Origin of the sequence: Echinicola rosea (genome assembly GCF_005281475.1) — a bacterium.
Taxonomy (GTDB): Bacteria; Bacteroidota; Bacteroidia; order Cytophagales; family Cyclobacteriaceae; genus Echinicola; species Echinicola rosea.
Genome location: NZ_CP040106.1, coordinates 5,369,203 through 5,395,336, shown reverse-complemented (window position 1 = coordinate 5,395,336; position 26,134 = coordinate 5,369,203). Strand labels below are relative to the sequence as shown.

General features: G+C 44.4%; 16 protein-coding genes. 14 read left to right on the top strand and 2 right to left on the bottom strand.

Annotated elements, in window-relative coordinates; genetic code table 11:
- The first annotated feature begins 7 nt into the window (after nucleotides 1–7).
- Complete coding sequence (locus tag FDP09_RS21045) at nucleotides 8–511, top strand: hypothetical protein (protein ID WP_137404479.1); 504 nt, start codon at nucleotides 8–10, stop codon at nucleotides 509–511.
- 61 nt (nucleotides 512–572) lie between these two features.
- Here the strand turns inward: FDP09_RS21045 and FDP09_RS21040 are convergent, their stop codons facing one another.
- Together FDP09_RS21040 and FDP09_RS21035 are read right to left on the bottom strand one after the other, a co-directional pair.
- Nucleotides 573–2,387 (bottom strand): sensor histidine kinase, encoded by a 1,815-nt coding sequence (locus tag FDP09_RS21040; RefSeq protein ID WP_137404478.1) that lies wholly within the window; start codon nucleotides 2,385–2,387, stop codon nucleotides 573–575.
- Nucleotides 2,388–2,421: 34 nt separating this feature from the next.
- Entirely contained in the window at nucleotides 2,422–3,054 is a 633-nt protein-coding gene (locus FDP09_RS21035) for a response regulator transcription factor (RefSeq protein WP_187328734.1), read from the bottom strand.
- Nucleotides 3,055–3,623: 569 nt separating this feature from the next.
- On the opposite strand from FDP09_RS21035, the gene FDP09_RS21030 reads away from it, so the two are divergent.
- From FDP09_RS21030 to FDP09_RS20970, 13 genes are all read left to right on the top strand, one after another.
- Nucleotides 3,624–3,884: a JAB domain-containing protein gene (locus FDP09_RS21030; protein WP_187328733.1), complete on the top strand. Its 261-nt coding sequence runs from the start codon at nucleotides 3,624–3,626 to the stop codon at nucleotides 3,882–3,884.
- Nucleotides 3,885–5,073: 1,189 nt separating this feature from the next.
- On the top strand, nucleotides 5,074–5,727 hold the full coding sequence (locus FDP09_RS21025; RefSeq protein ID WP_137404476.1) for an RNA polymerase sigma factor: 654 nt from the start codon (nucleotides 5,074–5,076) through the stop codon (nucleotides 5,725–5,727).
- A gap of 18 nt (nucleotides 5,728–5,745) precedes the next feature.
- Nucleotides 5,746–6,771 (top strand): FecR family protein, encoded by a 1,026-nt coding sequence (locus FDP09_RS21020; RefSeq protein ID WP_137404475.1) that lies wholly within the window; start codon nucleotides 5,746–5,748, stop codon nucleotides 6,769–6,771.
- A 141-nt stretch (nucleotides 6,772–6,912) separates the two neighbouring features.
- Complete coding sequence (locus FDP09_RS21015; RefSeq protein ID WP_229683321.1) at nucleotides 6,913–10,359, top strand: SusC/RagA family TonB-linked outer membrane protein; 3,447 nt, start codon at nucleotides 6,913–6,915, stop codon at nucleotides 10,357–10,359.
- 13 nt (nucleotides 10,360–10,372) lie between these two features.
- The gene (locus tag FDP09_RS21010; RefSeq protein ID WP_137404474.1) at nucleotides 10,373–12,268 is read left to right on the top strand and encodes a RagB/SusD family nutrient uptake outer membrane protein; all 1,896 of its coding nucleotides are present in this window, start codon (nucleotides 10,373–10,375) and stop codon (nucleotides 12,266–12,268) included.
- A 40-nt stretch (nucleotides 12,269–12,308) separates the two neighbouring features.
- Complete coding sequence (locus tag FDP09_RS21005) at nucleotides 12,309–15,329, top strand: SusC/RagA family TonB-linked outer membrane protein (protein WP_229683322.1); 3,021 nt, start codon at nucleotides 12,309–12,311, stop codon at nucleotides 15,327–15,329.
- Between the two features lie 30 nt (nucleotides 15,330–15,359).
- Nucleotides 15,360–17,123 carry a RagB/SusD family nutrient uptake outer membrane protein gene (locus tag FDP09_RS21000; protein ID WP_229683323.1) on the top strand — a complete coding sequence of 588 codons (1,764 nt, stop codon included), beginning with the start codon at nucleotides 15,360–15,362 and terminating at the stop codon, nucleotides 17,121–17,123.
- A 62-nt stretch (nucleotides 17,124–17,185) separates the two neighbouring features.
- The gene (locus FDP09_RS20995) at nucleotides 17,186–18,211 is read left to right on the top strand and encodes a DUF5627 domain-containing protein (protein ID WP_137404472.1); all 1,026 of its coding nucleotides are present in this window, start codon (nucleotides 17,186–17,188) and stop codon (nucleotides 18,209–18,211) included.
- A gap of 144 nt (nucleotides 18,212–18,355) precedes the next feature.
- Nucleotides 18,356–20,494, top strand: coding sequence for an endo-1,4-beta-xylanase (locus FDP09_RS20990; RefSeq protein WP_137404471.1), 2,139 nt, complete (start codon nucleotides 18,356–18,358; stop codon nucleotides 20,492–20,494).
- 530 nt (nucleotides 20,495–21,024) lie between these two features.
- Nucleotides 21,025–22,638 carry a peptidylprolyl isomerase gene (locus FDP09_RS20985; protein WP_137404470.1) on the top strand — a complete coding sequence of 538 codons (1,614 nt, stop codon included), beginning with the start codon at nucleotides 21,025–21,027 and terminating at the stop codon, nucleotides 22,636–22,638.
- Nucleotides 22,639–22,708: 70 nt separating this feature from the next.
- Nucleotides 22,709–23,086: a hypothetical protein gene (locus FDP09_RS20980; protein ID WP_137404469.1), complete on the top strand. Its 378-nt coding sequence runs from the start codon at nucleotides 22,709–22,711 to the stop codon at nucleotides 23,084–23,086.
- A 302-nt stretch (nucleotides 23,087–23,388) separates the two neighbouring features.
- A complete protein-coding gene (locus FDP09_RS20975) occupies nucleotides 23,389–24,546 on the top strand; it encodes an endo-1,4-beta-xylanase (protein WP_229683324.1) in 1,158 nt (385 codons plus the stop codon).
- A 9-nt stretch (nucleotides 24,547–24,555) separates the two neighbouring features.
- On the top strand, nucleotides 24,556–26,124 hold the full coding sequence (locus FDP09_RS20970) for a glycoside hydrolase family 43 protein (protein WP_137404468.1): 1,569 nt from the start codon (nucleotides 24,556–24,558) through the stop codon (nucleotides 26,122–26,124).
- Nucleotides 26,125–26,134: the final 10 nt, after the last annotated feature.

Below are 26,134 nucleotides of genomic sequence, written 5' to 3'. Positions count from 1 at the left end.
AACTATTATGAAACGTTTGCTCACATTAATACTAATCCTATCCTTTTTCGGTTGTGGTTTGTCCTTTGGACAGACCGCAATCGAAAAAAACACGGTAGATGGTGATGGCTTGTTGGACTTTCCAAGTGGGACAACCAAAGGAATTATTTTGCCAGCAATTGAAACATTGCCAAGTAGTCCTGCCAACGGAACATTCCTGTACGATAAAAATGACCAGAGGGTCAAAGTGTATGAAAATGGGACCTGGGTGAATTTGACGGATGAAGGGGATAATAGCGCTGTGTTGCCTTATAACGGCACCGACTCTGATAGACAATCGGTTATCGGTGCTACCAGTACCTCAGTTGATGGTACACTGGTATTGGAATCTTCCAATAAAAGCCTGATCCTGCCTAAAATAGCCTCTCCGCATACCAATGTGCCGAGTCCCTATCCGGGGATGATGTGCTATGATACAGATGCAAAAGCATTGGCAGTGTTTGATGGTGAGGAGTGGAGTTATTGGAAATAGTAAAGTGGAGGTCATTCCTTTCCACCGGTTCAAAGGCGATTTAATAAATTTCTGTGGGAATTTATGGGAAGGGAATGTCCACATTGATCTCCGTACCTTTACTTGAGGATTGAATGGAAAGGTGGCCATTGAGTAATTGTACTCTACGTTGTATGGACTGAAGCCCCATGGATGGTTTGTTCCTTTTGGTGTTTTTTTTCGGCATACCGTCCCCATCATCTTTGATGGAAAGTGATAAATGATGGGGTTCTTCATAGATCAGTAAGCTGATCCTTTTGGCCTTGGCATGCTTGATAATATTGGTAATGGCCTCTTGGATAATTCTAAATAGTACGATTCTGGTATCCAAATCAATCTGTCTCATTGATCCTGGGTCTATTTGGATACTTTTTTGATAGGAACCATCTGGAAGGGCGCTGTCCACTAGCGCTTTAATCTGCTGTTCAAAGCTGCTTTCTTGTTTTTCTCCGGCGAGGTACCATTCATGGCTTTTATCTCTCGCCAAGGCATAGGCATGGGCCAGATCTTCGGTAAGATTGGACAATCTGTTTTTTAGGACCGGGTCACTCATTTCCATATACAGGCCTTCCAAATTGTGCTTAATTGCTGCAATGGTTGCAGATAGACCGTCATGAAGTTCCTGCCCCATTCGTTGTTGTTCTTTCTTGATGGCAGCATGCTTCATTTCTTCCATGGCAATTACTTGTAAGCTGGCGGTTTCGTTTAGGGAATCTATTTGGGCTTTGGCCTTTCGGCTTTTCCCTAGCATTATCAGATAGATGACCAAGATGGTAAATAAGGCCAATAAGGAGGTGATTATGATCCATAGGGCCTTTTGCTTGTTCTTCTCGTTTAGTAACCTATTATCTTCCTTGATTGTATTGAATTTGATATAGTCACTAAAGAACTTTTTGGATTTTTCCCATTCTTCTTCCCTTGCCTTTTTTAATTCGCTGAGCAGGTAAATTGTCTCATCTTTATCCCCGAGCTCTCTTGCTATTCCTATTCCATAGTTTAAAATATAGATTTCAACATATTTGTCACCACTTTTTTTAGCCACCTCCCTTGCTTGATACAGGTAATGGAGGGACATCCTTGGGTTGTCCTCATAAAATGCCATCATTTGAAAAAGACAATTGATCTGCATACTATGGTTTCCGGATGACCGGGAGCTTTCAAGCATGGCTTTTACCCGTGGAAGAGCTTGTTCCATTTCATCCTCCAAGATGAGCATCCGAGTCCGCCACATCCGGTTATAGTGTTGCATGCGTACATCGTGATAACGTTTGGCGATTTCAGCAGACCGTTCCAGATAATGATCAATACTGTCTTTGGACAATTTCGGGCCAAGTCTAATATAGGTCATGTACACTTCGGACATAATGCTGTCCTTTTCGAGTTGATCTCCCAGTTTAATGGTTTCACGTAATAAAGGGATTATCTCGTTTTTGTCATAGATTTCCTTGTTTATGATCTCTGCCATGTCCAGATTTATCCGAATGATTTTTTCTGTATCATTGAGCTCCTTATAATCCGCCAATAAATTTCCCAAAAGTTCTAGGGATTCTGCGTAAAGCCCCTTTTTGTATAAAGAATGGGCAATAATAAGGTCTGCGTCAGTTAGGCCTTTTAGATAATGTAACTTTGTGGCCAGGTGTTTGGCTTTAATGCCGTAATGAAAGCTGCTATCCGAATTCCTGGTCCTGAAAAGCACTCCCAGACGATTATAGTGGTTTACAAGGTCGATACTGTCCTTGATCATAGACCGACGATCTATCTCTTTATTGATCAGTTGTATTTGACCAATGGTAGGGCTGGCGAAAAAGTTGGAGAGGAGGTAAATAGAGAATAATAGAAAGGTTTTTGGGGATGACATGTTTACTATGGGGTATTCAGTTTGGGTATCCTAATCATACCAATTCAAGGCTACGTGCAAACGCAAGTAATTCTGTAATCGAATTGACCTGGGCTTTGTGCATCATTTTTCGTCTGTGAGAAACTATTGTGTGCTTGCTCAAATGGGTTTGTTCTGCAGTTTGGACAATGGATAATCCCTTCGCAAAATACTGTAGAATTTCCAGTTCCCTGGAACTAAAGGGAATATCGGACTTTTGGGGACTGTTGTTAATGATTTTTTTTATTTCTGGGCATAAGTATTGCTCTCCGTTGTCTATGACCTTTTTGCACTGTAGGATTGAATCCAAACCTGAGGACTTACTGATCACAGCCCTAGGCTGGTAATTCAGGATGTTTCCTATGGTAATTGGGGTAGTCACCGAACTCACAACAATCACCTCAGTTTTGCGGTTTAACCGTTTTATTTCGTTGAAAAGTGGAAGGGAATTTTTTCCATTTAGATAATAGTCCAAGTACAAGTAAATTTTATCCTGTGGATGGTGGATCAAAAACTGAATCAAATCATGTTCTTTGTGAAAGGAATGAACCTCTCGGAAAATTTCCAACCTTTCTAATAAAGCTGAAAATGAATCTAGAAAGAGAAGATGGTCATCTAAAACAATACTGATGGGTAAAATTTTATCCATATTCATGCATTCAATTACTGGTTATTTTTAGGGTGATTTTCTGGGAGTATGGTAGGAGGTGCTTTGTGAGTTTAGTTAATAGGCATAAGTTCTCATTTCAAATTAAATTTTCTGAATCATACACTATAAACGTATATTCCCTTATTGCACCCATCTGGTATTATTTGGTTTTATGTTATAAATATAGGTATAAAACACTGTTTATTTGCAATTAATGTAATAATATGGGTGATTTTAGCTACTGTTTTATGGAAAAAATAAGTTGATGCCCCCGCCGCTATCCCTGCTGCATATTCCCTGCCTTTTATAGTAGGATTTTTTGATTACCAGAATTCAACATAACATACTTAATTATAGAATACGGTTACCTTTGATAACAGAGGTGATTCCATTTATTCATTAATCATAGCACAAAGTTAGCTTTCGGCCGGCCGGGGCGGCCAAGAGTGTCCGGCATAAACACTGCCTCTCCCGCATGTCCTTCATTTATTCCGTTGCCACTTGGCCTTGGTTGCCCTCAAGCGGGGCGGTGTCCATAATTAATTTCTAACCATCAAAAACGAAATGTTATGGACAGCAACAACAAGAAGATCGCTTTGGAACAGGTAGCCGAAATCACCCTGAGCTATCGTCCCAATTCAAGGATTTCCGAAAAACCGCAGATTGTCTCCTCTCTGGCGGCCAACAAAATCCTCAGGGCCAACTGGGACGCATCAAAACTGGAGTTTATCGAAGAGTTCAAGGTGATATTGCTCAACAAGGCAAACCGTGTCCTTGAAATTATCAACGCTTCATCCGGAGGAAGACTTTGTCCCTTAACCGCACAGTAAAGGTTGAAAAGTGCGGTTACCTTTGGAAGGGGCAATTGGAAGAACGATTGATTTAGATGTGTTTGATATTTAGCTTTAAAAAAGAGTTTGATGGATAAATTCAAAAAAAAATATTGGAATTTTCAGTGAAATTTGGTTCGAATCCTATTGGCTAAGCCAATGAGATTTATCGAACCATTTGTTAAATCATATGATTTTTGAAGATTGTTGTCAGTATTTTGATTTTTGATAGAATTGGTTTTTGGAAATTCATTTTTCGAATTAAAAGCTTATTATATAGATGAAAACGATTTTTGTTGCTTGGTTTATGTAATATAAATAAAAAACGAGGCGGAAATTCACCTCGTTTTTGGGTTGTGGAGCTGATAAGAGCAAATTCGAACCATTTAAAGGAGGATTTAAGGCTTTTGTCATGTGTATGATATTAAAAAAGGGACAATGACATCTAGTGAGTGGAAGTTTAAATTTACTGGATATCAAGTCAAGTAAGTCCGATTTTAAAGGACAGTATATTATTAAATAATGGTATTTATACATAGTGAGCCATGTGATTACAATACTTTTTATAGTTGTAATGTGTTGATAATCAGTATTTTCACTTAAGCGAAATGACGATTTTGGGAAATAAGACCCGTAAAGGTGTTTAGCCCACAAATCCGTAATTTTTTATTCATTTTGTTTTACTGGAAATAAACGCAATGAATTTTATAAGTAGTTGAAATTCAGATTGTTGCAATTATGCTGCTGAGTTTATTTTGTTAAGGTTAGGATGTAAATTGACATTGTTGATTAACCTAAACCCAGAACCAAATATGAAGAATCATTTACATTTCAATCATCATTTCCTTCCTATTATACGATATGCGCTGGAAAGTCGGCAATGGAATGAGTCGTTTGGACCAAAAGTCACTTCCTTTCCATTTCTATCGGCATAGAAAATATTTTTCCCAAATCCAGCACCATTCAAACCCGAGGTAAAAAGCTAATTACCCAATACGGATTCTCAGTTACTAAGCGGTGATATATGTTTTGCTGTGGTAAAGGTCTGTATTTGCCTTTTTATAATAGGTGAATATGGTTTTTTATAGTGTATGATTTTGTAAAAATAAATAAGTAAAAAATTTTGAGGTTGTTTTTACAGCCCCTCTTCTCTTTATAAGTGAAGAGTCAAAAAGTTGACTGCTCCATCATGAAAAAGACCCAAAATACCAACATTAACGATAAAGTTGAATTTCCTATGCTCCTCATGAAGCACAGCAAGATCATGATGGTTTACGCCGATAAAAGTGACCTTGAAGTGTGGAGCTCGTTCAAAAACGGTGATGAATCAGCCTTTAACTACATATACCGGAAGCATGCTGCGGAATTGTACAATTACGGCATGCAGGTATGTCATCAAAATGAATGGGTGTTGGATTGTTTGCAGGCGATGTTTGTGGACATAAGGAGAAAGCGTTTACGGTTGGGGAATGTCCATAGTATTAAGGGATACTTATTTACTGTATTTCACCGTGAACTGTTCAAGCTCATCAGGAAAAAAAGAAAGGATGAGTTTGTGCCACTCGATGAAATGGCTGATGAATTCCTTATCGAGGCTTCCCATGAGACCAAGCTGATTGCTCAGGAACTTTCAGGAGAGAGGAAAAGGGAGTTGGAAGAAGCTCTTAACCAATTGACAAAGCGTGAAAGGCAAGCCATTGTTTTGCTTTACAGGGAGGAATTGAGCTACAGGGAAATTGCAGACCTGATGGATTTTAAGGAGGTTAAGACTGCCAGGTCGTTGGTTTATAAGGCCTTGGGTAGGTTAAAAGAAGTGTTTGATACAAGGGAATGTCTTAGGTAAGCCCCTCTCAACAAAGATATGAAGTACAGTCAATACGATATTGAGGATTTTCTGAATGATGAGTTTTTTATCAGATGGGTAAAAAGGCCTAGTGATGAAACTGATCATTTTTGGTTAAAATGGATTGCTGAGCACCCCGAGAAAACGCAGATCATCCAAAAAGCAAAAGAGATCATTCTTTTTGTGGATTATAAGGAAAACCATTCCCTTTCGGACAAGGCCTATACCGATCTATACGAAAATATTATTGCCGAGAGCCGCCCAAAGGATTTTCGGTCGGGAAATGACTTTGAATGGAAGGGATGGCATAAAGTGGCTGCAATACTTTTTGTCATGTTTTCCAGTGTTTATTGTTTTAAATACTATTTGGAGGGGGACGGGCATATTTCTAATTCTGAGGAAGTAATGGTTGTCAAATGCAATCCCGCCGGTCAAAAATCCAGTTTTAGGTTGCCAGATGGTACGGTTGTACACCTCAATGCCAGTAGCAAGTTGTCCTATCCAGAGACCTTTACAGGTGACGTCAGAAGGGTAACCGTGGAGGGAGAGGCTTATTTTGAGGTGAAAAAAGATAGCGTGAGACCATTTGTTGTCGATCTGGGCGAGGAAGAGGTCAGGGTGACAGGAACATCCTTTAACCTCTGCAGTTATAAAGGTTTTTTGTCCGTGGCCTTGATAGAAGGTGGTGTCACTTATGTCTCCCAAGAGGGTGATATGGAGCAATTGAAACCCAATGAAATGTTGACCAAAGTGCCCCATGGAACCATGACCAAGGGCCAATTCGATCCCCTGGAAATATGCGGTTGGAAAGATAAGTACCTCATCTTTAAAGATGCCCCTTTCGATAAGGTGATCATGAAACTAGAGCGGTGGTACGGGGTCAAGATCAGCTCCAAACATTCAATGCCCGCAGACTGGTCATACTCGGGAGCCTACCACGATAAATCACTGGAGTATGTCCTAGAGGGAATTGGCATAGCCTCAGAGTTTGCCTATGCCATGGAAGGAAAAAACATAACAATTTATAACCCAAAACAACATTAACCTATGAAAAAACAGTACAGGAATACCAGTTGAAAGAAGGGCAGAGAAGTGACCTTTTCTGCCCTAGGGGCCTTTGATCCAATCGCCAAACCAGACAAAGGCCAATTTCAAGTTTTATGCACTTAAAATCCTAAACAAAGTATGGAAAAAACAATACTAAGGCAAATCATTATGCTTTCCAGATATTTTGTGGGTGCTTTTATCTTTCAGTTGTTTTTTACGGCTGTATTGATGGCAAACACAGGGAATGCCCAGTTCAAGCGTTTGGATGAGATAGTGGTGACCATCCAGGTGGAATCCACAGGCCTTGCCCAGGTCATAGCCGAACTGGAAGAGCAGACTGGCTTTAAGTTTAGCTATAACAAGGGGAAAATCTCCTTTAAGGATGTTCAATTGGATATTGACCGAAAAGATACCGCTCTAGCCGATGTACTTAAGGAAATTTCGCAAAAAACATCCCTGAAATTTGTCCGGGTGGACAATGCAATCCATATCACCAAAAAGAAATCCGGTGATATTTCCGTGAAGGAAGCTCCGTTGACAGCGGAAGTGATAGAAGTTACCGGAAAAGTAATCTCCGATACAGATGGAATGCCCATTCCCGGGGTTACCGTTCGCATAGAAGGAACCACAAGGGGGACGGTGACCAATATCGATGGTGCATACACCATTGATGTGAATGAGGGCGAAACACTCGTGTTCAGCTTTGTGGGATTTATCGAACAGAAAGTTACTGTTGGTTCCCAAAGTACCATTGATATTTCCTTGGAGGAAGACCTTCAATCCTTGGATGAGGTGGTCGTAGTGGGCTATGCAGAACAGAAAAAGGAAACCATCGTGGGTGCGGTGACCCAAACCGACGGAGAGGTGCTAAAGCGCACCGGAGGGGTTTCTAATGTGGGACAGGCCTTGACTGGGAACTTGCCCGGAGTGATCACGACTTCCAGTGTAGGTACACCCGGCGAAGAAATGCCACAGATCGTCATTCGGGGTCAAAACAGTTGGAACGGGAATTCTCCTTTGATCTTGGTGGACGGAGTGGAGCGGCCGGAGTTTTTTGCCAATATGGACATCAATTCCGTGGAATCTATCTCAGTACTGAAAGATGCCTCGGCTACAGCAGTATTTGGTTCTAGAGGTGCCAACGGCGTGATCATCGTCACCACCAAACGAGGACGCGAAGGCAAGGCTGAAATCACCGCCAATATCAGTACCACCATGAAATCTGTTTCCAAATTGCCCGGAAAATTGGATTCCTATGATGCGATTGGCGTCAGGAACATGGCGATCGAACGTGAACTCTCCCTGAGCCCAAATAGCTGGGATGAGATGATTCCACAGGCCATGCGGGAGAAGTACCGGTTTCCTGCCAACCTGGAGGAAATGGAACGGTATCCCAATGTGGATTGGCAGGATGTGGTCTTCAAGGACCAGGCCATGGCCTATAATGCCAACGTGGGTGTAAGAGGAGGAACCGATTTCGTTAAATATTTTACCAGCATCGATTACCAGTACGAAGGTGATCTTTTTCGGAAATTTGAAACTGGAAGGGGCTACCAGGCTGGATTTAACTTCAATAGGATCAATTTTAGGAGTAACCTTGATTTTCAATTGACTCCTTCGACCAAGTTGGGCGTTAACCTCGGAGGAACTTATGGCGTTCGTCAAGCGCCATGGGCCTATGATTTTCCGGAAGGATTTTGGAATTCGGCCTACAAAAGTCCGCCAGATGCTTTTATGCCACGATACGCTGATGGGGCTTATGGGCGCTATGACCCTTCAGACTATGCGGTTCAAAACTCCTTGTTGAACCTGGCTGCCAGTGGAGTCAATTACATTACTACGACCAGTTTGTCCACCAATTTCCTATTGGAGCAGGACCTGGGCATGGTTTTGAAAGGGCTGAATTTTAAGGGAACCCTAGCGGTAGATAATTCTTTTCAGGAAACCAATAAGGGGATAAACGATCTCTATAACCCTCCCTTTACCAAATGGATTGATCCCTTTACTGGAAACCCTAAATACACCAATATTTTGGACGGTAATACAAGGTTTGACTTTGTGGAGGCCATTACCTGGGAGGATCAAGCGGGGAGTGTAAACAATAATGCATCTCGAAGAAGGCTTTTCTATCAACTGCAATTGAACTATGCGGGAAATATTGAGGGGAAACATAATTACTCCCTGATGGGACTTCTGAACAGGCAGGAAGATGCCATTGGTAGTGTCATACCAAGTTATCGTGAGGATTGGGTATTCAGGGCGACGTATGATTACAAAAACAAATACATGATCGAATACAACGGTGCCTATAACGGCTCTGAGAAATTCTCTCCTGAAAACCGGTTTGCGTTTTTCTCCTCTGGTGGGCTAGGTTGGAATATTTCCGAAGAGAATTTTATGAAAAACCTGTCTTTTGTAGATCGGTTAAAGCTTCGGGCTTCTTATGGCGAAGTAGGGGATGACAATATCGGAGGTCGGTTTTTGTTTATGGACCAGTGGGTCTACGGAAACAATTCCCAGATGGGGGTGATTGGTGTCAGCGGTGAAAACAGTCCCTATACCTGGTACAGACAAGCTACTGTAGGTAACCCCAATGTACACTGGGAGACGGTTTATAAATACAATGCGGGATTGGAATTTGGTTTTTTCCATGGACTGGTCAATGGCAGCGTGGACTGGTTCCGGGACAACAGGGTGGATATCCTGATGGCCAGTGGCCGTTCGGTCCCGGGTTATTATGGTGCCACTGCCCCGGCCGCAAACCTAGGGAGGGTAGAGACCGAAGGGTATGAGTTGACCGTTGGGCTTAACCATACCTTCGCCAGTGGGATCAGGCTTTGGGGAGACTTTTCCATGACCCATGCCATCGACCAGGTAATTGACCGTGACGACCCTGAGCTTCGTCCTGATTATCAAAAAAGTGCAGGGTATCAGCTCGGCCAGTACCGTAGCCATATCAGTGCGGGTTATTACAATACTTGGGACGAACTCTATGCCAGTCCCCAGCACAATACCAACGATATGGCCAAGTTACCGGGCAACTATTATATTGCCGATTTTAATGGGGATGGGGTCATAGATTCATTTGATTCGGCTCCCTATGGCTATTCCGGCGTGCCCCAAAACACGTACAGCACTAATTTGGGGGTCGAATATAAAGGTTTGAGCCTCTATCTACAATTTTATGGGGTGAATAATGTAACCAGGGATGTGTACCTGACCAGTCTTGCCGGTGGACTTAATTTGGTATATGATGAGGGGACCTATTGGTCCAAGGAGAACACCGATCCAGATTCTCCCATGCCGCGATGGCGTTCACAACCTTCCAGTTATAATTCCGGCCCAAGGTACCTGTACGATGGATCCTACCTGCGGCTAAAGAATGCGGAAATCGCCTATAACTTCCAGTCCGATTGGGTAAGGAACATGGGACTGAGCAATATGCGGGTGTATCTGAACGGAAACAACCTGCTACTCTGGACCGATATGCCCGATGACCGGGAATCCAATTTCGGCGGGCCTTCTTACCAAGGGGCGTACCCGACGGTAAGAAGAATCAATCTGGGCCTTAATGTTACATTCTAAACGAGCAATTCCAATGAACAAATCTATAAAATCACTATTTAAGGGAACGGTTTGGATAGCGGCGTTTCTGGCCATCTCCTCTTGTGAGGATTACCTGGAGCGGGCACCTGAATCGATTATTTCCGAAGAACAGGCCTTCCAGAATTTCACCAACTTCCAGGGCTATGTAGAGGAGCTTTATCATTGTGTACCCAATTTTACATTGTCCAACTGGGTGAGCTCATGGAACTGGGGGGAAGATGAGATAGAATCTACTACTGGTACCTTTACTTTTGCCTATGATGTGGATCGTGGCAACTTTTGGGGCTGGCAAAATGAAAATGGGGGCGGAGAAGGCTGGTTGGATGATAACGGGGTAAATACTGGCCGTGATCATCATTATCAAGGCTTATGGCCTCTGGCCTGGTATGGGATCAGAAAGGCCAATATGGGATTGGAGAATCTCTCCCTGATGACAGATGCCACCGAAGAGGAGCGAAACTTGATAGAAGGTCAGTTGCTGTTTTTCAGGGCTTGGTTCCATTTTTCGTTGATCCAATATTTTGGTGGACTGCCATATGTGGACCATGTTCTGCCAAGCGATGAGCAGCTGGCGTTGCCGCGCTTAAGTTATCACGAATGTGCTGACCGTGTTGCCCAGGATTTGCAAAGGGCAGCTGATCTGCTCCCAATAGACTGGGATGATACCACCACCGGAAGGAGGACCTTGGGCAAGAACCAGCTTCGGATCAATAAGATCATGGCCTTGGGCTATTTGGGCAAAAACTACCTGTGGGCAGGAAGTCCGCTGATGAATTCGGTATCTACGGGAAGTCAAAGCTATCATGCGGATTATTGTAAGAAGGCATCCGAGGTTTTTGGAGAATTGTTACAATTGGTGGAAAGTGGTGAAACCCAGTATTCCTTGATGTCCTTTGATAAATATTACGATAACTTTTATACCACTGGACAAAACTGGGCGATGCCCGGGGGGACTGAAGCCATATTCAGAGCAGTGTACTATTCCGGTAATTCTTCTAATTATCAGGTTTCAAAACAATATATTCCCCAGTTGATCAACGAGGGGGACCAAACGAATTTTGTGCCTACCGCTAATTATGTTCATGACAATTTTGGCATGGCCAATGGACTTCCTCTTCCTGATGATGTAACTCAGGCAGATCCAGAATCCGGTTACGACCCCAACTATCCCTGGAAGGGACGCGATCCACGCTTTTATAAGGTAATAGTATACGATGGGGTAAAAGTTATCCAAGGCGCCATTCCCGATGCAAATCAAGAGGTACACCGCTATGCCAACCTTTATGATGGAGGAAGCTACCGGGATGTGGTAACAGGAAGTAGGTCAGGGTACCTCAATAGGAAATTTTCACCCTTGACTGCCAATAAATACGACAGGGCGTTTGATTGGGGAAACTCCTTGAACATCAATGTGCCTTACATGCGCCTAGCCGACATCTACCTGATGTATGCAGAGGCCACTTTAATGGGGTATAATTCCACTGGGGCGACTTCTTCCAGCTTTGCCAAAACTCCTGTGGAGGCAGTAAATGTGATTCGTGAGCGTGCCGGAATGGTCGGTGTCCACGAGAATTTTTTGGGGTCGGTTGCCGATTTTCTTCCCGAACTGAGAAGGGAAAGAGCCGTGGAGCTGGCTTTCGAAAGGCACCGGTTCAATGACCTGCGCAGGTGGATGTTGTTGATTGAAGAGCCCTATACCATCAAAACTTCATTTGAGTTTGACCGGGCAGGGGATTTCAATACCGAGGATCCAACCGAAAACCGCATAGTGAACATGAGGGAAGAGGTCATCATCGAGCGGATTTTTACCAACAAGCATTATTGGTTGCCGCTTAAACTATCCGATGTGAGCCTATACCCTGAATTCCCACAGAATCCGGGATGGTAAGGGAAGCTGTTTTTTGTCTTGTAAAACCTAATGAATTAAGATGATGAAATATATAAAAGCAGGTTTTGTATGCTGTATCTGTTTGGTGTTGCTTCCACTGCACCTAATGGCCCAGGGTACAATGAAAATAAATATCGCCCCCATCGTGAGGGCCAGTTCCGGAGATCCGATCACTGGTGCCATTATCACCAGTGACCAGGATGATTATTCAGCGGTATCCGATAGTCTGGGAAGCGTAAAGCTGGAGGTAACTTCCAATGCTTACCTTGCCGTAGAGGCCCCAGGTTATGAAACCAAGATCCTTCAGGCTCATTCCGAGCTGGAAGAGATCGTTATGTTTCCATACTTAGAGGGGGAGGAAGTGTTGGTCGCGTTTCAGACCAAAGATAAGCGTGACCTTATGGGGGGTATTTCATACGTGAACATGCCCAATGTTCTGAATGAAAATTACATTACCTATCCCTTGGACGGCATGGAAGCCTATGTGGGAGGCTATAACGGTAACCTATGGGGAAACAACAGCTATCTGACATTGGTGGATGGCGTACCGCGTGACCTTGGCAGTGTAATGCCCACCGAAATCGCCCAGATGACTTTTCTGAAAGGCGTCAATGCTATTGCACTTTACGGAAGCCGTGGTGCCAAAGGGGTACTGCTGGTGACCACCAAAAGGGGAGTGGCCAATACCCAAACCATAGATGTGCGGACCAATGCCGGGGTAAATATGCCCAAAAGCTATCCAAAATACCTGGGATCTGGAGAATACATGGCCTTATACAACGAAGCCCGGTCGAATGACGGCCTGAGTCCCTTATATACCGAAGAGGATATCTATAATTATTCTTCAGGAAGAAATCCCTACCGCTATCCCAATGTGGATTATTATTCAGACGATTACCTACAAAAAGCCTATACCCGCTACGATGCCACCATGGAGATTTCAGGCGGCAATGAAAAGGCAAGGTACTATACCAACCTGGGTTTTTGGACAGAGGGTTCCGTGCTGGATTTTGGGCAGGCTGCTGAAAATGGCAACGAACGGTTAAATGTACGTGGAAATGTGGACATCAACCTGAACGACTACATTTCCGCAAAAGTGGATGCCGCGGCGATCTTTTATAATGGTAAGGGCATCAATGCGGATTATTGGGGCGGTTCCACCACCTTGAGGCCATACCGTTTCGCTCCGCTGATCCCAGTGGATATGCTTTCGCCAGATGATGAGACTTCGCAAAACTATGTGCAAAACAGCCAGCACCTGATCGATGGTAAATACTTGCTAGGCGGTACGCAGCTGGACCAGACCAATCCCATCGCGGGCAGCTATGCCGGAGGTTCGTCCAAGTATACCAGCAGACAGTTTCAATTCAATGCCGGAGTGGATGCGGATTTGAGCAATGTATTGGAAGGCTTGAGTTTTAACTCCCTGTTCGGACTGGATTATGCCACTTCCTATAACCTGTCTTTTAACAATGATTACGCGGTGTACCAACCCAGTTGGACAAATTTCAACGGGATGGATGAAATCGCCAGCCTTACCAAGTACGGGCAGGATGCCAGTTCCAAAACCCAAAATATCGATAACAGCTGGTTCAGGCAGACACTTTCCTTTTCAGGCCAATTGAACTATCAAAAAGTCATCGACAATTGGCATAACATTTCTGCGATGCTCATTGCCAATGGGTTCCAAACAGCTGAATCCGCAATTTACCATAAGGCAAGTAACGCAAATCTAGGACTTTATGGAAGTTATAACTATAAGGGGAAATACTACTTGGACTTTAGCGGTGCCATGGTACGCAGTGCCAAGTTGGCACCGGGCAATCGGAATGCCTTTTCTCCTACGGTTTCCCTTGGCTGGCGGCTCAGTGAAGAGGATTTCTTGGCTTCATCCAGTGTAGTGGACAATCTTAGGTTGTCTATTTCTGGCGGGATTCTTCATACCGACTTGGATATTGAGGAGTATTACTTGTATGAGGGGATCTATACCGATGAGGGTTCTTGGTACGAATGGAAGGACGGCCTTAGCAATACTGCTACTGACGTTAGGAGAGGCGAAAACCTGGAATTGGCCATGCCAAAGCGGGAAGAGATCAGTGTGGAGCTGGACGCTTCGCTATTTGATAAGTTGATTACGCTGAACGGTTCCTTTTTTACCAGTAAAATGACCGGTTTGTTTGTCCAGAACAATAATATTTATCCAAATTATTTCAACACAGGGTGGCCGATATCCTCTTGGATCCCCTATATCAATTACAACAACGACCAGCGCACAGGAGCTGACTTCCAGCTGAACCTGAACAAACGGATCGGGCAGGTCGATTGGAGCCTGGGATTCTCGGGTATCTATTATACCACCAAGGCCAGCAGGAGATCGGAAAATTTCGAGTTTGATTACCAAAGCCGTGTCGGAAAACCGTTGGATGGACTTTGGGGCTTGGAGAGCTTGGGCTTTTTCTCCGGGATTGATGACATCGAAAACAGTCCCCAGCAGGCATTCGGAGAAGTCATGCCCGGGGACATCAAATACAAAGACCAAAACGGAGATGGGGTCATCAATGCCCAGGACGAGGTTTATCTCGGCCGAGGCGGTTGGTCCGGAGCTCCCCTGACCATGGGGGTAAACATCACTGCCAGCTATAAAAACTTTACCTTCTTTGCGCTGGGTACTGCCCGCACAGGTGCATATGCCATGAAAACCAATAATTACTTCTGGGTAAATGGGGATGACAAGTATTCCGAAGTGGTCAGGGGACGATGGACAGAGTCCACCAAGGACATGGCCACCTATCCACGACTGACCACCTTGAATGGAGCCAATAATTTCCGGAATTCGGATTTCTGGATGTACAGCACCAACAGGTTTGACCTTTCTCGGGTCCAGCTTTCCTATACCTTCCCAAGCAACATGTTTGGTGAGCGGTTCCTGAAAGGACTGGACATTTACGCCAATGGCGCCAACCTACTGACCATTTCACCCAACAGGGAAATTCTCGAGATGAATATTGGCAGTGCCCCTCAGACCAGGTTTTATAATGTTGGTATCAAAGCGAAGTTTTAACCAGACCCAAAAAGAACCATGAAGATAAAGATGAACATAAAACTCGCCATTATGGCCTTGGTGTTGACCACCAGTTGTAGTGACCTGATTGATCCTGCAATAGAAAACATCCAAAGTAAGGATATGATCCGGGAAAGACCAGGAATGGTACAAGGCTTATTATTGAATGCTTATTTAAGGATTCCTACCAATGGCTACAATTTTAGCGAAATGGCCACGGATGATGCGGTCAGCAATGACCTGGACAATGCCTACCTGAACATGGCCACAGGACAATGGGCGTCGAATTTTAATCCGGTGGACAGGTGGAATGCCGCCAATTCCTCCATCCAATACCTTAATGAAATGCTGACCGAAGTGGGGAATACCGAGTATGCCTCCAATCCACAAGTAAATCAAATGTTTTTGGACCGATTGACGGGCGAAACCTACGCATTGAGGGCACTCTTTATGTATTACCTGTTGCAGGCACATGGAGGAATGGCCGGAGGAGAGCTTTTGGGCGTTCCCATATTTTTGGAGCCCCAATCGGTGGATTCCGATTTTAATATGCCCAGAGCCACTTTCGATGACTGTATGGCGCAACTATACTCAGACCTTAATATCGCCATTGACCTACTTCCCATGGATTATTACAATATCGGCGATGCCTCGATGATCCCTTCCAAATACCAGGAAGGCGGAACAGGTGTAAATGATTATAATAGGGTGTTTGGGGATGATGCTAAGCAATTGGTTTCCGGAAGGATCGCGCGGGCCATCCGTGCGCAGGCCGCCTTGCTGGCCGCCAGTCCTTCTTTTAACCTGGACAATGACCAAGCCAAATGGGCCGATGCCGCCACCTATGCAGGTGAATTGCTCAACGATATCGGAGGCATAAGCGGTTTGGATCCCAATGGTGTGACCTGGTACAATAACAGGTCAATAATCGATGGGCTGGGAGCAGGAATTAATCCTCCGGAAATCCTCTGGAGGGGTTCTATCGGTGGCCCTTCCAATAACCTGGAAACACAGAATTATCCGCCTACATTGTATGGCGAAGGCTTGGTAAATCCCACACAGAATTTGGTGGATGCCTTTCCCATGGCCAATGGCTATCCCATTACCGATCCTGCCGCTGGATATTCGCCTGCGGCACCTTATGCAGACAGGGATCCACGATTGGCCCAGTTCATTCTGCTCAATGGAAGTACTGCCGGCCCGACGGGAGTCAATATCAATACCGCCTTGGATTCGGACACCAATGATGGGCTGAACAAGGTGGAAACGTCCACGCGTACGGGGTATTATATGCGCAAACTCCTACGTCAGGATGTAAACCTCGACCCAGTGGCCACCACGGGGCAGCGACACTTGCAGCCACGAATGCGCTATACCGAGTTCTTTTTGATCTATGCAGAAGCGGCCAATGAGGCTTGGGGACCCATGGCCAGTGGAGGCTTTTCCTTCTCCGCCTATGATGTGATCAAGGCCATTCGTCAACGTGCGGGAATAGGATTGGACAGTGGTGATCCCTACTTGGAATCCATCAAAGGTGATCAGGATGCCATGCGCCAATTGATCAGAAATGAACGGCGATTGGAGCTAAGCTTTGAAGGGTTCCGTTTTTGGGACTTGAGAAGATGGGGAGCAAACCTGACCGAAACGGCCCAGGGAATGCGGATCCAAAATGAGGATGATTATTCCGTAATCGATGTGGAAAACCGTGTGTATCAGGATTATATGATCTACGGCCCTGTTCCTTATAGCGAGATGTTGAAATTCAGTACTTTACAGCAGAATGCAGGTTGGTAGGATAAGGGGCAGGAATGAAGAATTAAGAATGGTGAATTAGGAATTAATAACGAACAAACAAGATGAAGAATAAAATATATTTGATCTTAGCATTCTCGTTGGTTTTCTGCGCTTGCGAAAACCAGGATTGGGAATTTCCCGATTTCGAATACCAAACGGTTTATTTTGCTTATCAGTTTCCGGTGAGGACCATCACCTTCGGGGAGGATATTTTTGACACCTCTCTGGACAATGAAGGCAAATTCAAATTGATGGTGACCACAGGAGGCGTTTATTCCTCTCCAACAGATGTGACCGTTCAGATCGAAGTGGACGAGTCACTGGCAGAAGGGCTGCTGTTCGAAGAAGGAGGGGAGGAAATACAAGTACTTTCTTCGGAATTTTTCCAGCTAAGTTCCGAGACGGTGACCATCCCTAAAGGCACGGTGGCCGGAGGAGTGGAAGTGCAGCTTACCGGGGCATTTTTTAACGATCCCCGTGCAGTGAACAGGACCTTTGTCCTTCCTGTAAGGATTACAGAAGTGATGAACGCGGATTCGGTATTGTCCGGCACTCCCGTGGTGGAAAACCCCAGGCGGGCGATTGCGGATGACTGGTTTCCTGCTCCCAAGGACTTCACCCTATATGCAGTAAAATATGTCAACGAATGGCATGGCAATTATCTGCGTCGGGGCAGGGATATCATTACAGGAAAAAATCCGGAGATCATTGATGAAACGCAAGTCCGTCACGAGGAAGAAGTCGTGGATGATGAGATCAACCAATTAGTGACCCGCTCCATGACCGAAGTGGTCTTTCCGCTTACCCTTGCCGGAGAGGGAGGGGTAAACGTAACGGCCGACCTCCTGCTGTCTTTTAATGATGAGGGAAACTGTACCGTTTCTGCCGCTAAGGACGGCTACACGGCTACCGGAACGGGACGATTTGTGAAAGATGGAGAAAAATCCAGCTGGGGCAATCAGGATCGGGATGCATTATACCTGGAATATGAGATCGATATGGAGCAGATGCATGTGGCCACCGTGGATACTTTGGTGCTCAGGGATCGTGGTGTGGGCATGGAAACGTTTAGTCCTGTGCTTAAGTAAAATGGAGAATGATGAATTAAGAATGGGCAAGATCGGCTTTGGTCGCTCGAGAAGCCTTTCCTGAGGGATACTTTCCCGATTTCAAATCCGGAGTTACCAAGTAATCGGGATTTGACTTTCCTCAATAACCAATAACCTAAGAATATGAAAACAAGATATATCAATATACTGGGAATACTCGCTCTGGGGCTCGGTACATCTTGTGTGGACTATGTGCCCACAGATGAATACCAAGTGGAAAAACCTGAAAGTATTGCCCTGCAAGAGGAATTGAATGCGTACCTGCCCCTAAAGTCTTATGTGGACAGTATTGCCCATCCTGATTTTATCCTTGGTGGAGCAGTAAGCCAGTCCGAATATGCGGATAAGGGAGTGATGTACCGCTTGATAAATAGTAATTTCCATGAAATCACAGCCGGCTATGGCATGAAGCATGGAGCTGTCGTACAAGCAGATGGCAGCCTTTTACTGGATGGTGTAAACGCCATGTACGAAGCTGCTGCAGCGGCAGGAACCAGCATTTATGGCCATACCCTCTGTTGGCACGCCAATCAAAATGCAGGTTACCTAAATGGATTATTGGAGCCACTTGTGGTGAATTCCCCGGCTTTTGCCAATGAACTGGCCCTTTCGGCAGCAATGGAAGGTGACCTTTCAGGATGGGGTACCCAAGGTGAAGTGGCTATCGTCCAAAATGAAGGAATGGGAGCGGGAACGCCTGCCTTTAAGCTAAGCGCAGGGGCGAGCGTTTCGGACCCATCCAGCCTGCAGTTGGCCACGCCCGAAATCACCATTGTCCCCGGAAACGAATACGAGATCGTGGCCTATGTCAAATCCGATATGCCCGCAGAAGGAAGGATCAGCTTTGAGGGCTTGGAGAACAACGAGCCTGAAATGGACTGGTGGTCCACCGGGGAGGTCTCGGCGACTTTTCAGACTTCCATGTCTTGGCAGGAGATTCGGATTAGGGTAAGCGATTTCCAAGGGGAGACCTTTAAGATCAAATTTGATATGGGCTATACGCCAGGTGCTGCCACTTACCTGGATATTAATAATCTATATGTCTTTAATCCGAACGGTGAACCAATGACCAATAACCTTGTCGTGGACGGGGATTTTGAGGCAGGTACCGGCTGGGGAGGCTGGGGCAATGGCTCCACGCGAGGCATTACGGAGGACGGAATGGGTTTTGGTGGAGAAGGAAAGGCCTTTTTCGTGACCAATCCATCGGTGACTGGGGGATTCTGGGAAGTGCAGACCTCCTATGAGTTTACTGAGTCACTGAAAAATGGGGAAGATTACAAATTGTCCTTTTGGGTAAAAGGTGATGCCGAGGGTATCATCCGGCCGGAACTCCAAAGTCCTGATTATTCCTCGAATGGCTATGGCCAGGTGATGGTCACACAGGAATGGCAACAGGTGGAGCTTACCACGACAGCCACCGCTGATGACAGAAGCCGGCTGATCTTTAGTTATGGGGAATTTGCCGGAACCGTTTACATCGATAATGTGGTCCTGAGCAGTGCCTCTCTTTCCGGCGGTTCGACCACCTTGGTACAAAAGACACCCGAAGAAAAAGAAAACATCATTTCGGGCGAACTTGAGCGATGGATTGCCGAAATGGTTACCAGCAGTAAAGAACATGTAAAAGCCTGGGATGTCGTCAACGAGCCAATGGATGACGGCAATCCCTATGAACTGAAAACGGGCGTTGGTAAGACCGATATGGCCTCCGATGAATTTTACTGGCAGGACTATATGGGCAAGGATTATGCCGTCAAGGCCTTTCAGTGGGCCAGGGAATATGGAAACCCCGATGACCTTCATTTTATCAATGACTATAACTTGGAGTATAACCTGGATAAGTGCCAGGGCATCATCGATTATGTAGCGTACCTGGAAAGCCAAGGCGCACAAGTGGACGGCATCGGAACACAGATGCATATCGGCATTGATTCCAACAAACAAAATATTGCCAAGATGTTCGAAATGCTGGCAGCGACCGGCAAGCTGATCAAGGTGTCCGAGTTGGACGTAAGGGTGAATACTGCCAGTCCTACTGCGGAAATACTCGAACAGCAAGCGGAAATGTACAAGTACGTGGTGGACATGTACCTGCAATACGTGCCAGAATCGCAACGGTATGGCATCACGGTCTGGGGCATTACTGATAGTCCGGATGATGCCAACTGGCTGCCGGGAGAACACCAGGGGCTTTGGAACCTGGACCTTAACAGGAAGCCAGCTTATGAAGGATTTGTGGAAGGGCTTCAGGGATTGTAATAGCTTAAGTTGCTGGGCCCGAACTGGATATGTTTATCTGCATTGAGGCCAGCAGCTAAATTCTCTTTGTTTTACAGGAAGAAAGAATAGGTAGACTTGAGACAATAGAACCAAGAACTAAGAGGCAAGAACCAAGAGCAAAAGCGCAAAGCTGGAAGTCGGAGGGAGGAAGTAACAATGAGGAATGATGTATTACCAGCAGCGACCGTGGACAGTGGGCCGTTGACTGATCCAGTAACCGGTAATCAGTGGTCAGTAATCAGTGACCAATGTGAAATGAATAATGAGTATCTGGAAATCAGATTGAGGTATAAGGGGAAAATCGGTCTCTTGAGCATTTAATTGATCGTGGTGAGTCTAATGCCTGGGGCAATCCGGTGTAAAAGTGGTTTAGGGAATTTAAGTTAATAACATACAATGAAGGCAAGTGGATTGGGCTTAAATTAATAAAATGTATAGTTCCTGATACTGCATCATTATAATGGGTTTTGATTATGAACAAGTATGCAAAATAACAATCTTTTTAGTTGATGAAATCTGGTATAATAATTCTTTCATTGCTCATTTGGGTAAGTACCGCTTGTGACCGGGAACACGATAAAGTGTTGCTCCAAATCGGTTCTTATACATTGACTGCCAATGAATATGAGTACATTAGAAAAAATGAAAAGTACAGTAAGCTATCCACGGAACAATTACATGAACGCTTACTGGAAGAGGGTTTGATCTTGGCTTATGCATTGGATCACCAGTATGATACCATAAAAAAAATAGCCAAGCAACTGGAATATATTCAACGCTTTTATGCTTCAACTGTAGATGGCTATGTTTGGAATAAAAAGGTGAAACCTCATCTCAAGGTCGATGAAGAAGCGCTTCAAAAGGCTTATAAGCGCAGAGGTTCGGTATATGATATAGAAGTTGTATTTATCCCTACAAGAGAAACCCTTTTGGAATACCATGATCCGGAAGTAAAAGTAAATACTATTGAAGGTTTTAATAGCTTAAAGCAAGAGGTTGTTGGGGATGAAAGGGTTAAAACCTATTCCTACCCATCCCATTACCCATTTAACCCAATAGGGGTATATCTTGAAAACTTGGATCAATTAAATATTGGGGATGTTATTGGGCCATTGGAGACTTTAAAAGGATTCTTTATTGCCCATATCACTAACGCAAAAAGAGAAATCCAAAGACCTTACGAGCAGGAAAAGTCCATTATTGAGCAAGAATTGATTCAGGGATTAAAGGAGAAGTATATATGGGAGAGTCAGCAACAAATCTTTAATGAAACTAAACCAAATATGCATGAACAAGCCATTAAAGACATGGTTTACAGATTTGATCCTGATAAAAAAGATTGGCCAGGAGTGGATTTAGAGATGATCTTGATGGATTATCATTTTAATGAAGAGAAATTGACCTACTCGGTTAGGAATTTTATAGAGTTTGTCCGAAACCAGCCTATGTTTATAGGTAAGCTTTCCGACCCGAACGACATGATAATAATGATGAAAGATTTTTTGGTTGGTAAGTATTTACATTATGAAGCGATAGATATGGGTATGGAAAAAGATCTAGATTATATCCATTGGAATAACCTTAGAAAAAGGGAGGTACTTATTCATCATTTTAATGCAGAAAAAGTACTGCCAGATTTAAATCCATCAGAAAAAGAGCTCGAGGAATATTATAAAAATAATATAAGTGATTTTCGGTCTTTTAAAGAGGCAAGTATAGTTACCTACAAATATTCCAGTTTTGACGAAGCCTTTAAAAGTCGTCCTTTTTTAGTATCTGATGATCAAATTGAAATAAGGACTAATAAGAAGTCTGTGGAGGGAGAAGTCAACAGGATTATTGTATCCAAAGGAGATATAAACTTGACCATATTAGAGACGATAATGGGGTTAGAAATAAATGAGATGTCAAATCCAGTAAAGGTGGGAGAAGATTTTTGGCTTGTTAAATTATTGGCCAAATCAGGAGAAGGAGAAATTCCTTACGCTTTGGTTCGTGTCAGAGTTCGTCAAGCTGTATTAAATAAAATGGAGAAGGAAATATATGATAAACATATATCCCTTTTGAAAACACATTATCCAATAAAGGTTGATTTACTAGATACTTGGGATAGTAAAATTTGATAGGAATGAGAATAAAACAATAAACCAAACCCGTTTTTAATAAAAATTAATTAACAACTAAAACCTAATTATGATGAAAAAATTAATGTTGATTTTATTCGTTTTATTATTCTGTTACTCAGGTAGTTATGCGTATGTTCAGAGCGTTCCTTATCAATCTATAACAGCAGGAGGGCAGAATCCGAATTCAAACTCTATGATGATAGTTAATTTAAATGATACTTGTCCATTTATACGTTTCGATGCCGAATGGTCGGGTGGTTCTGAAGCAAGTGGGGCTGCTCAGGCATATTCGGATATTTTGATTGGAGAATATACCTACAATAGTGGTACCAATTCCAATAGCTATAGAAGTGAGTATAATAGTTCTCGCTATTGGAATTCTATTACAGTTTACTTGAATGCGTATAAATGTTCAGGCATCGCAACACTTCGTTGGGGGTGGTAACCTAGAAGGATAACTTACAAACCAATAACAGGGAAGTAGAAGGGCTGTGGGTGTTCAAGGCGGGTTTCATTTACTGGTTCTTCTGCTTCTTAATTATTCCGGAAAATAGCAATGATTTGATGAAGTGATATATTTAATAGAGGTTTTAAAGTAGGTCATTTAGGTCAATTTATTTGAATGAATGAACAGAAGTTAAGTCATGATTGGCTTTATTTTTTGAAATTTCGACCTCTTAATTTACTTAGTTGCTTTCCGGGTAGAATTAATAAATATAATTAAAATAGAAAAGTTACTTAATTACTATGTCGATAACCAAAACAATGGTGGGAGCTTATCAAACTTCCATAAAGTGCCTGATGGCTTCTGCGCTATTGTTTAGCGCATGCAAAGGCAACGCACAACAAGAAGAAAATAGTACCCTGAAAACAGCCTTTCAAGAGAAATTTGCCATAGGCACGGCCATGAATGCCTGGCAGATTACAGGTCGGGATACGGCTGCCATCAGGATTATTAAAGATCAGTTTAGCGCTATCGTGGCCGAAAACTGTATGAAGAGTGGCCGCCTGCAGCCAGAGGAAGGGGAATTTACCTTCGAATTGGCGGACCAGTTTGTGGAATTTGGCGAGCAAAACAATATGCTCATCAACGGCCATACCTTGATCTGGCACTCCCAAGCACCGAAGTGGTTTTTTACGGATGAAGAAGGGCAGGACGTGTCACGCGAAGTGCTGATCGAGCGGATGAAGAAGCATATCCATACCGTGGTCGGAAGGTACAAGGGCCGAGTGGATACCTGGGATGTGGTCAATGAGGCCATCTTGGACGATGGGAGTTATCGGGAAAGTAAGTTCTACCGGATTATCGGAGAGGATTTTATCAAACTGGCCTTTCAGTTTGCCCATGAAGCCGATCCTGAAGCTGAGCTATACTATAATGACTATTCCATGGCCGAGCCCGGAAAAAGGGAAGGAGTGGTACGCATGGTCAAAAAGCTCCAAGCTGAAGGCGTCAAGATCGATGGGATTGGCATGCAGGGACATATTGGTCTGAACCATCCCGAAATCAGGGAATTTGAGAAAAGCCTTGAAGCTTTCGCCGGATTGGGCGTGGAAGTGATGGTCACAGAATTGGACCTCACCGTTCTTCCTTCCCCTTGGGATGACCAAGGGGCGGAGGTCAGCAAAAACTTTGACTACGAGGATAAGATGAACCCATTTCCCGACGGGCTTCCCGATGAAGTGAATGGGGATTTTAATGCGCGTTATCTGGAGTTTTTCGCTTTATTCCTTAAGCACCAGGACAAGATATCAAGGATTACCCTTTGGGGAGTGGCCGACCAGCATTCGTGGAGAAATGGCTGGCCTATCCGTGGCAGGACAGATTATCCCTTGCTCTTTGACCGGGAAAACAAGCCAAAAGAAGTGGTTGCTGACATCATCAATTTATCAAATCAATACTAGACTGACATTATGGTGAAATTTATCCGTTTATTGCTGATCTGCCTGTTGCTATTTGGGGGGCAGTTTGACGCCTTGGCCCAGCAAAAAGACCAATTCAGCAATCCCCTCATCCATGCCGATGTACCGGACATGTCCATGATACGTGTAGGCGATACCTATTACATGAGCAGTACCACGATGCACATGAGCCCCGGTGTTCCCCTTATGAAATCTTCGGACCTGGCCAATTGGGAATTGGTCAATTATGCCTATGACCGTTTGGGAGAAGTGGATGCCATCAACTTGGAAAATGGCAAGAATGCCTACGGAGCAGGGTCTTGGGCAAGTTGCTTGAGGTATCACGAGGGAATGTACTATGTCAGCACATTTTCTTCCACCACCGGCAAAACCTACATTTTCACTACCGAGGACCTTGAAAATGGCCCTTGGAAATCACATTCCTTTTCCCCGTCCTATCATGACCACACCTTGTTTTTTGATGATGATGGGAAAATATACCTGATTTGGGGTGGGGGAAAGCTCCGTGTGGTGGAGCTGGAAAAAGATCTGTTGGGGGTAAAGCCAGGAACGGAAAGGGTTTTGATCGAAAATGCCACCGCACCTTCCGGTCCGGATGTGATGCTTCCTGCGGAAGGCTCACAACTTTTTAAAGTAAATGGCAAATATTACCTCTTCAATATCTCGTGGCCGCAAGGAGGTATGCGCACTGTAATCGTTCATCGGGCAGACCAGATCACGGGGCCCTATGAAGGCAAGGTCATGCTACAGGATAAAGGTGTGGCCCAAGGGGGACTGATCGACACACCAGAGGGAGAATGGTATGCTTATCTATTTCGCGATTATGGAGCCGTGGGAAGGATTCCCTACTTGGTGCCTGTCCAGTGGCAGGATGGCTGGCCAGTGCTGGGAACAGCTGGAAAAGTACCCGATCATTTGGCCCTTCCGGCCAATAAAAGCCTGATTCCCGGAATCGTAGCTTCGGACGATTTCGATAGGAAAAAGAAAGACAAAGACCTGCCCTTGGTCTGGCAGTGGAACCATAATCCCGATCCTGAACATTGGTCGGTGCGTAAGCGAAAGGGCTTTCTACGCCTGACCACGGCCAGAGTGGACAAAACATTGGTGGATGCCAAGAATACCCTGACCCAACGGACCATCGGGCCAAGATGTGAAGGGATCACCAAAATCGATGTCTCAGGAATGCAGGAAGGGGACTTTGCAGGACTCGCCCTGCTCCAAAAACTGTATGGCCAAGTAGGGGTAAAGGTAGCCGATGGCAAAAAGGCCATCGTAATGGTCAATGCCGATTCTGGAGAACCGGAAGAGACCGGACATGTTCCATTAAGCGCCAACACCGTTTACTTGAAAGCCACCTGTGACTTTTCCGATCGCAAGGATGAAGCCACGTTCTATTACAGCTTGGACGGAAAAGATTGGAAGCCCATTGGAGCCACTTTGCACATGAAGTACACCCTTCCCCATTTTATGGGATACCGTTTTGGACTGTTCAATTACGCCACCAAATCACCGGGAGGCCATGTGGATTTTGACTTCTTTCACATAACCGATAAACACTAAACTAACGCCA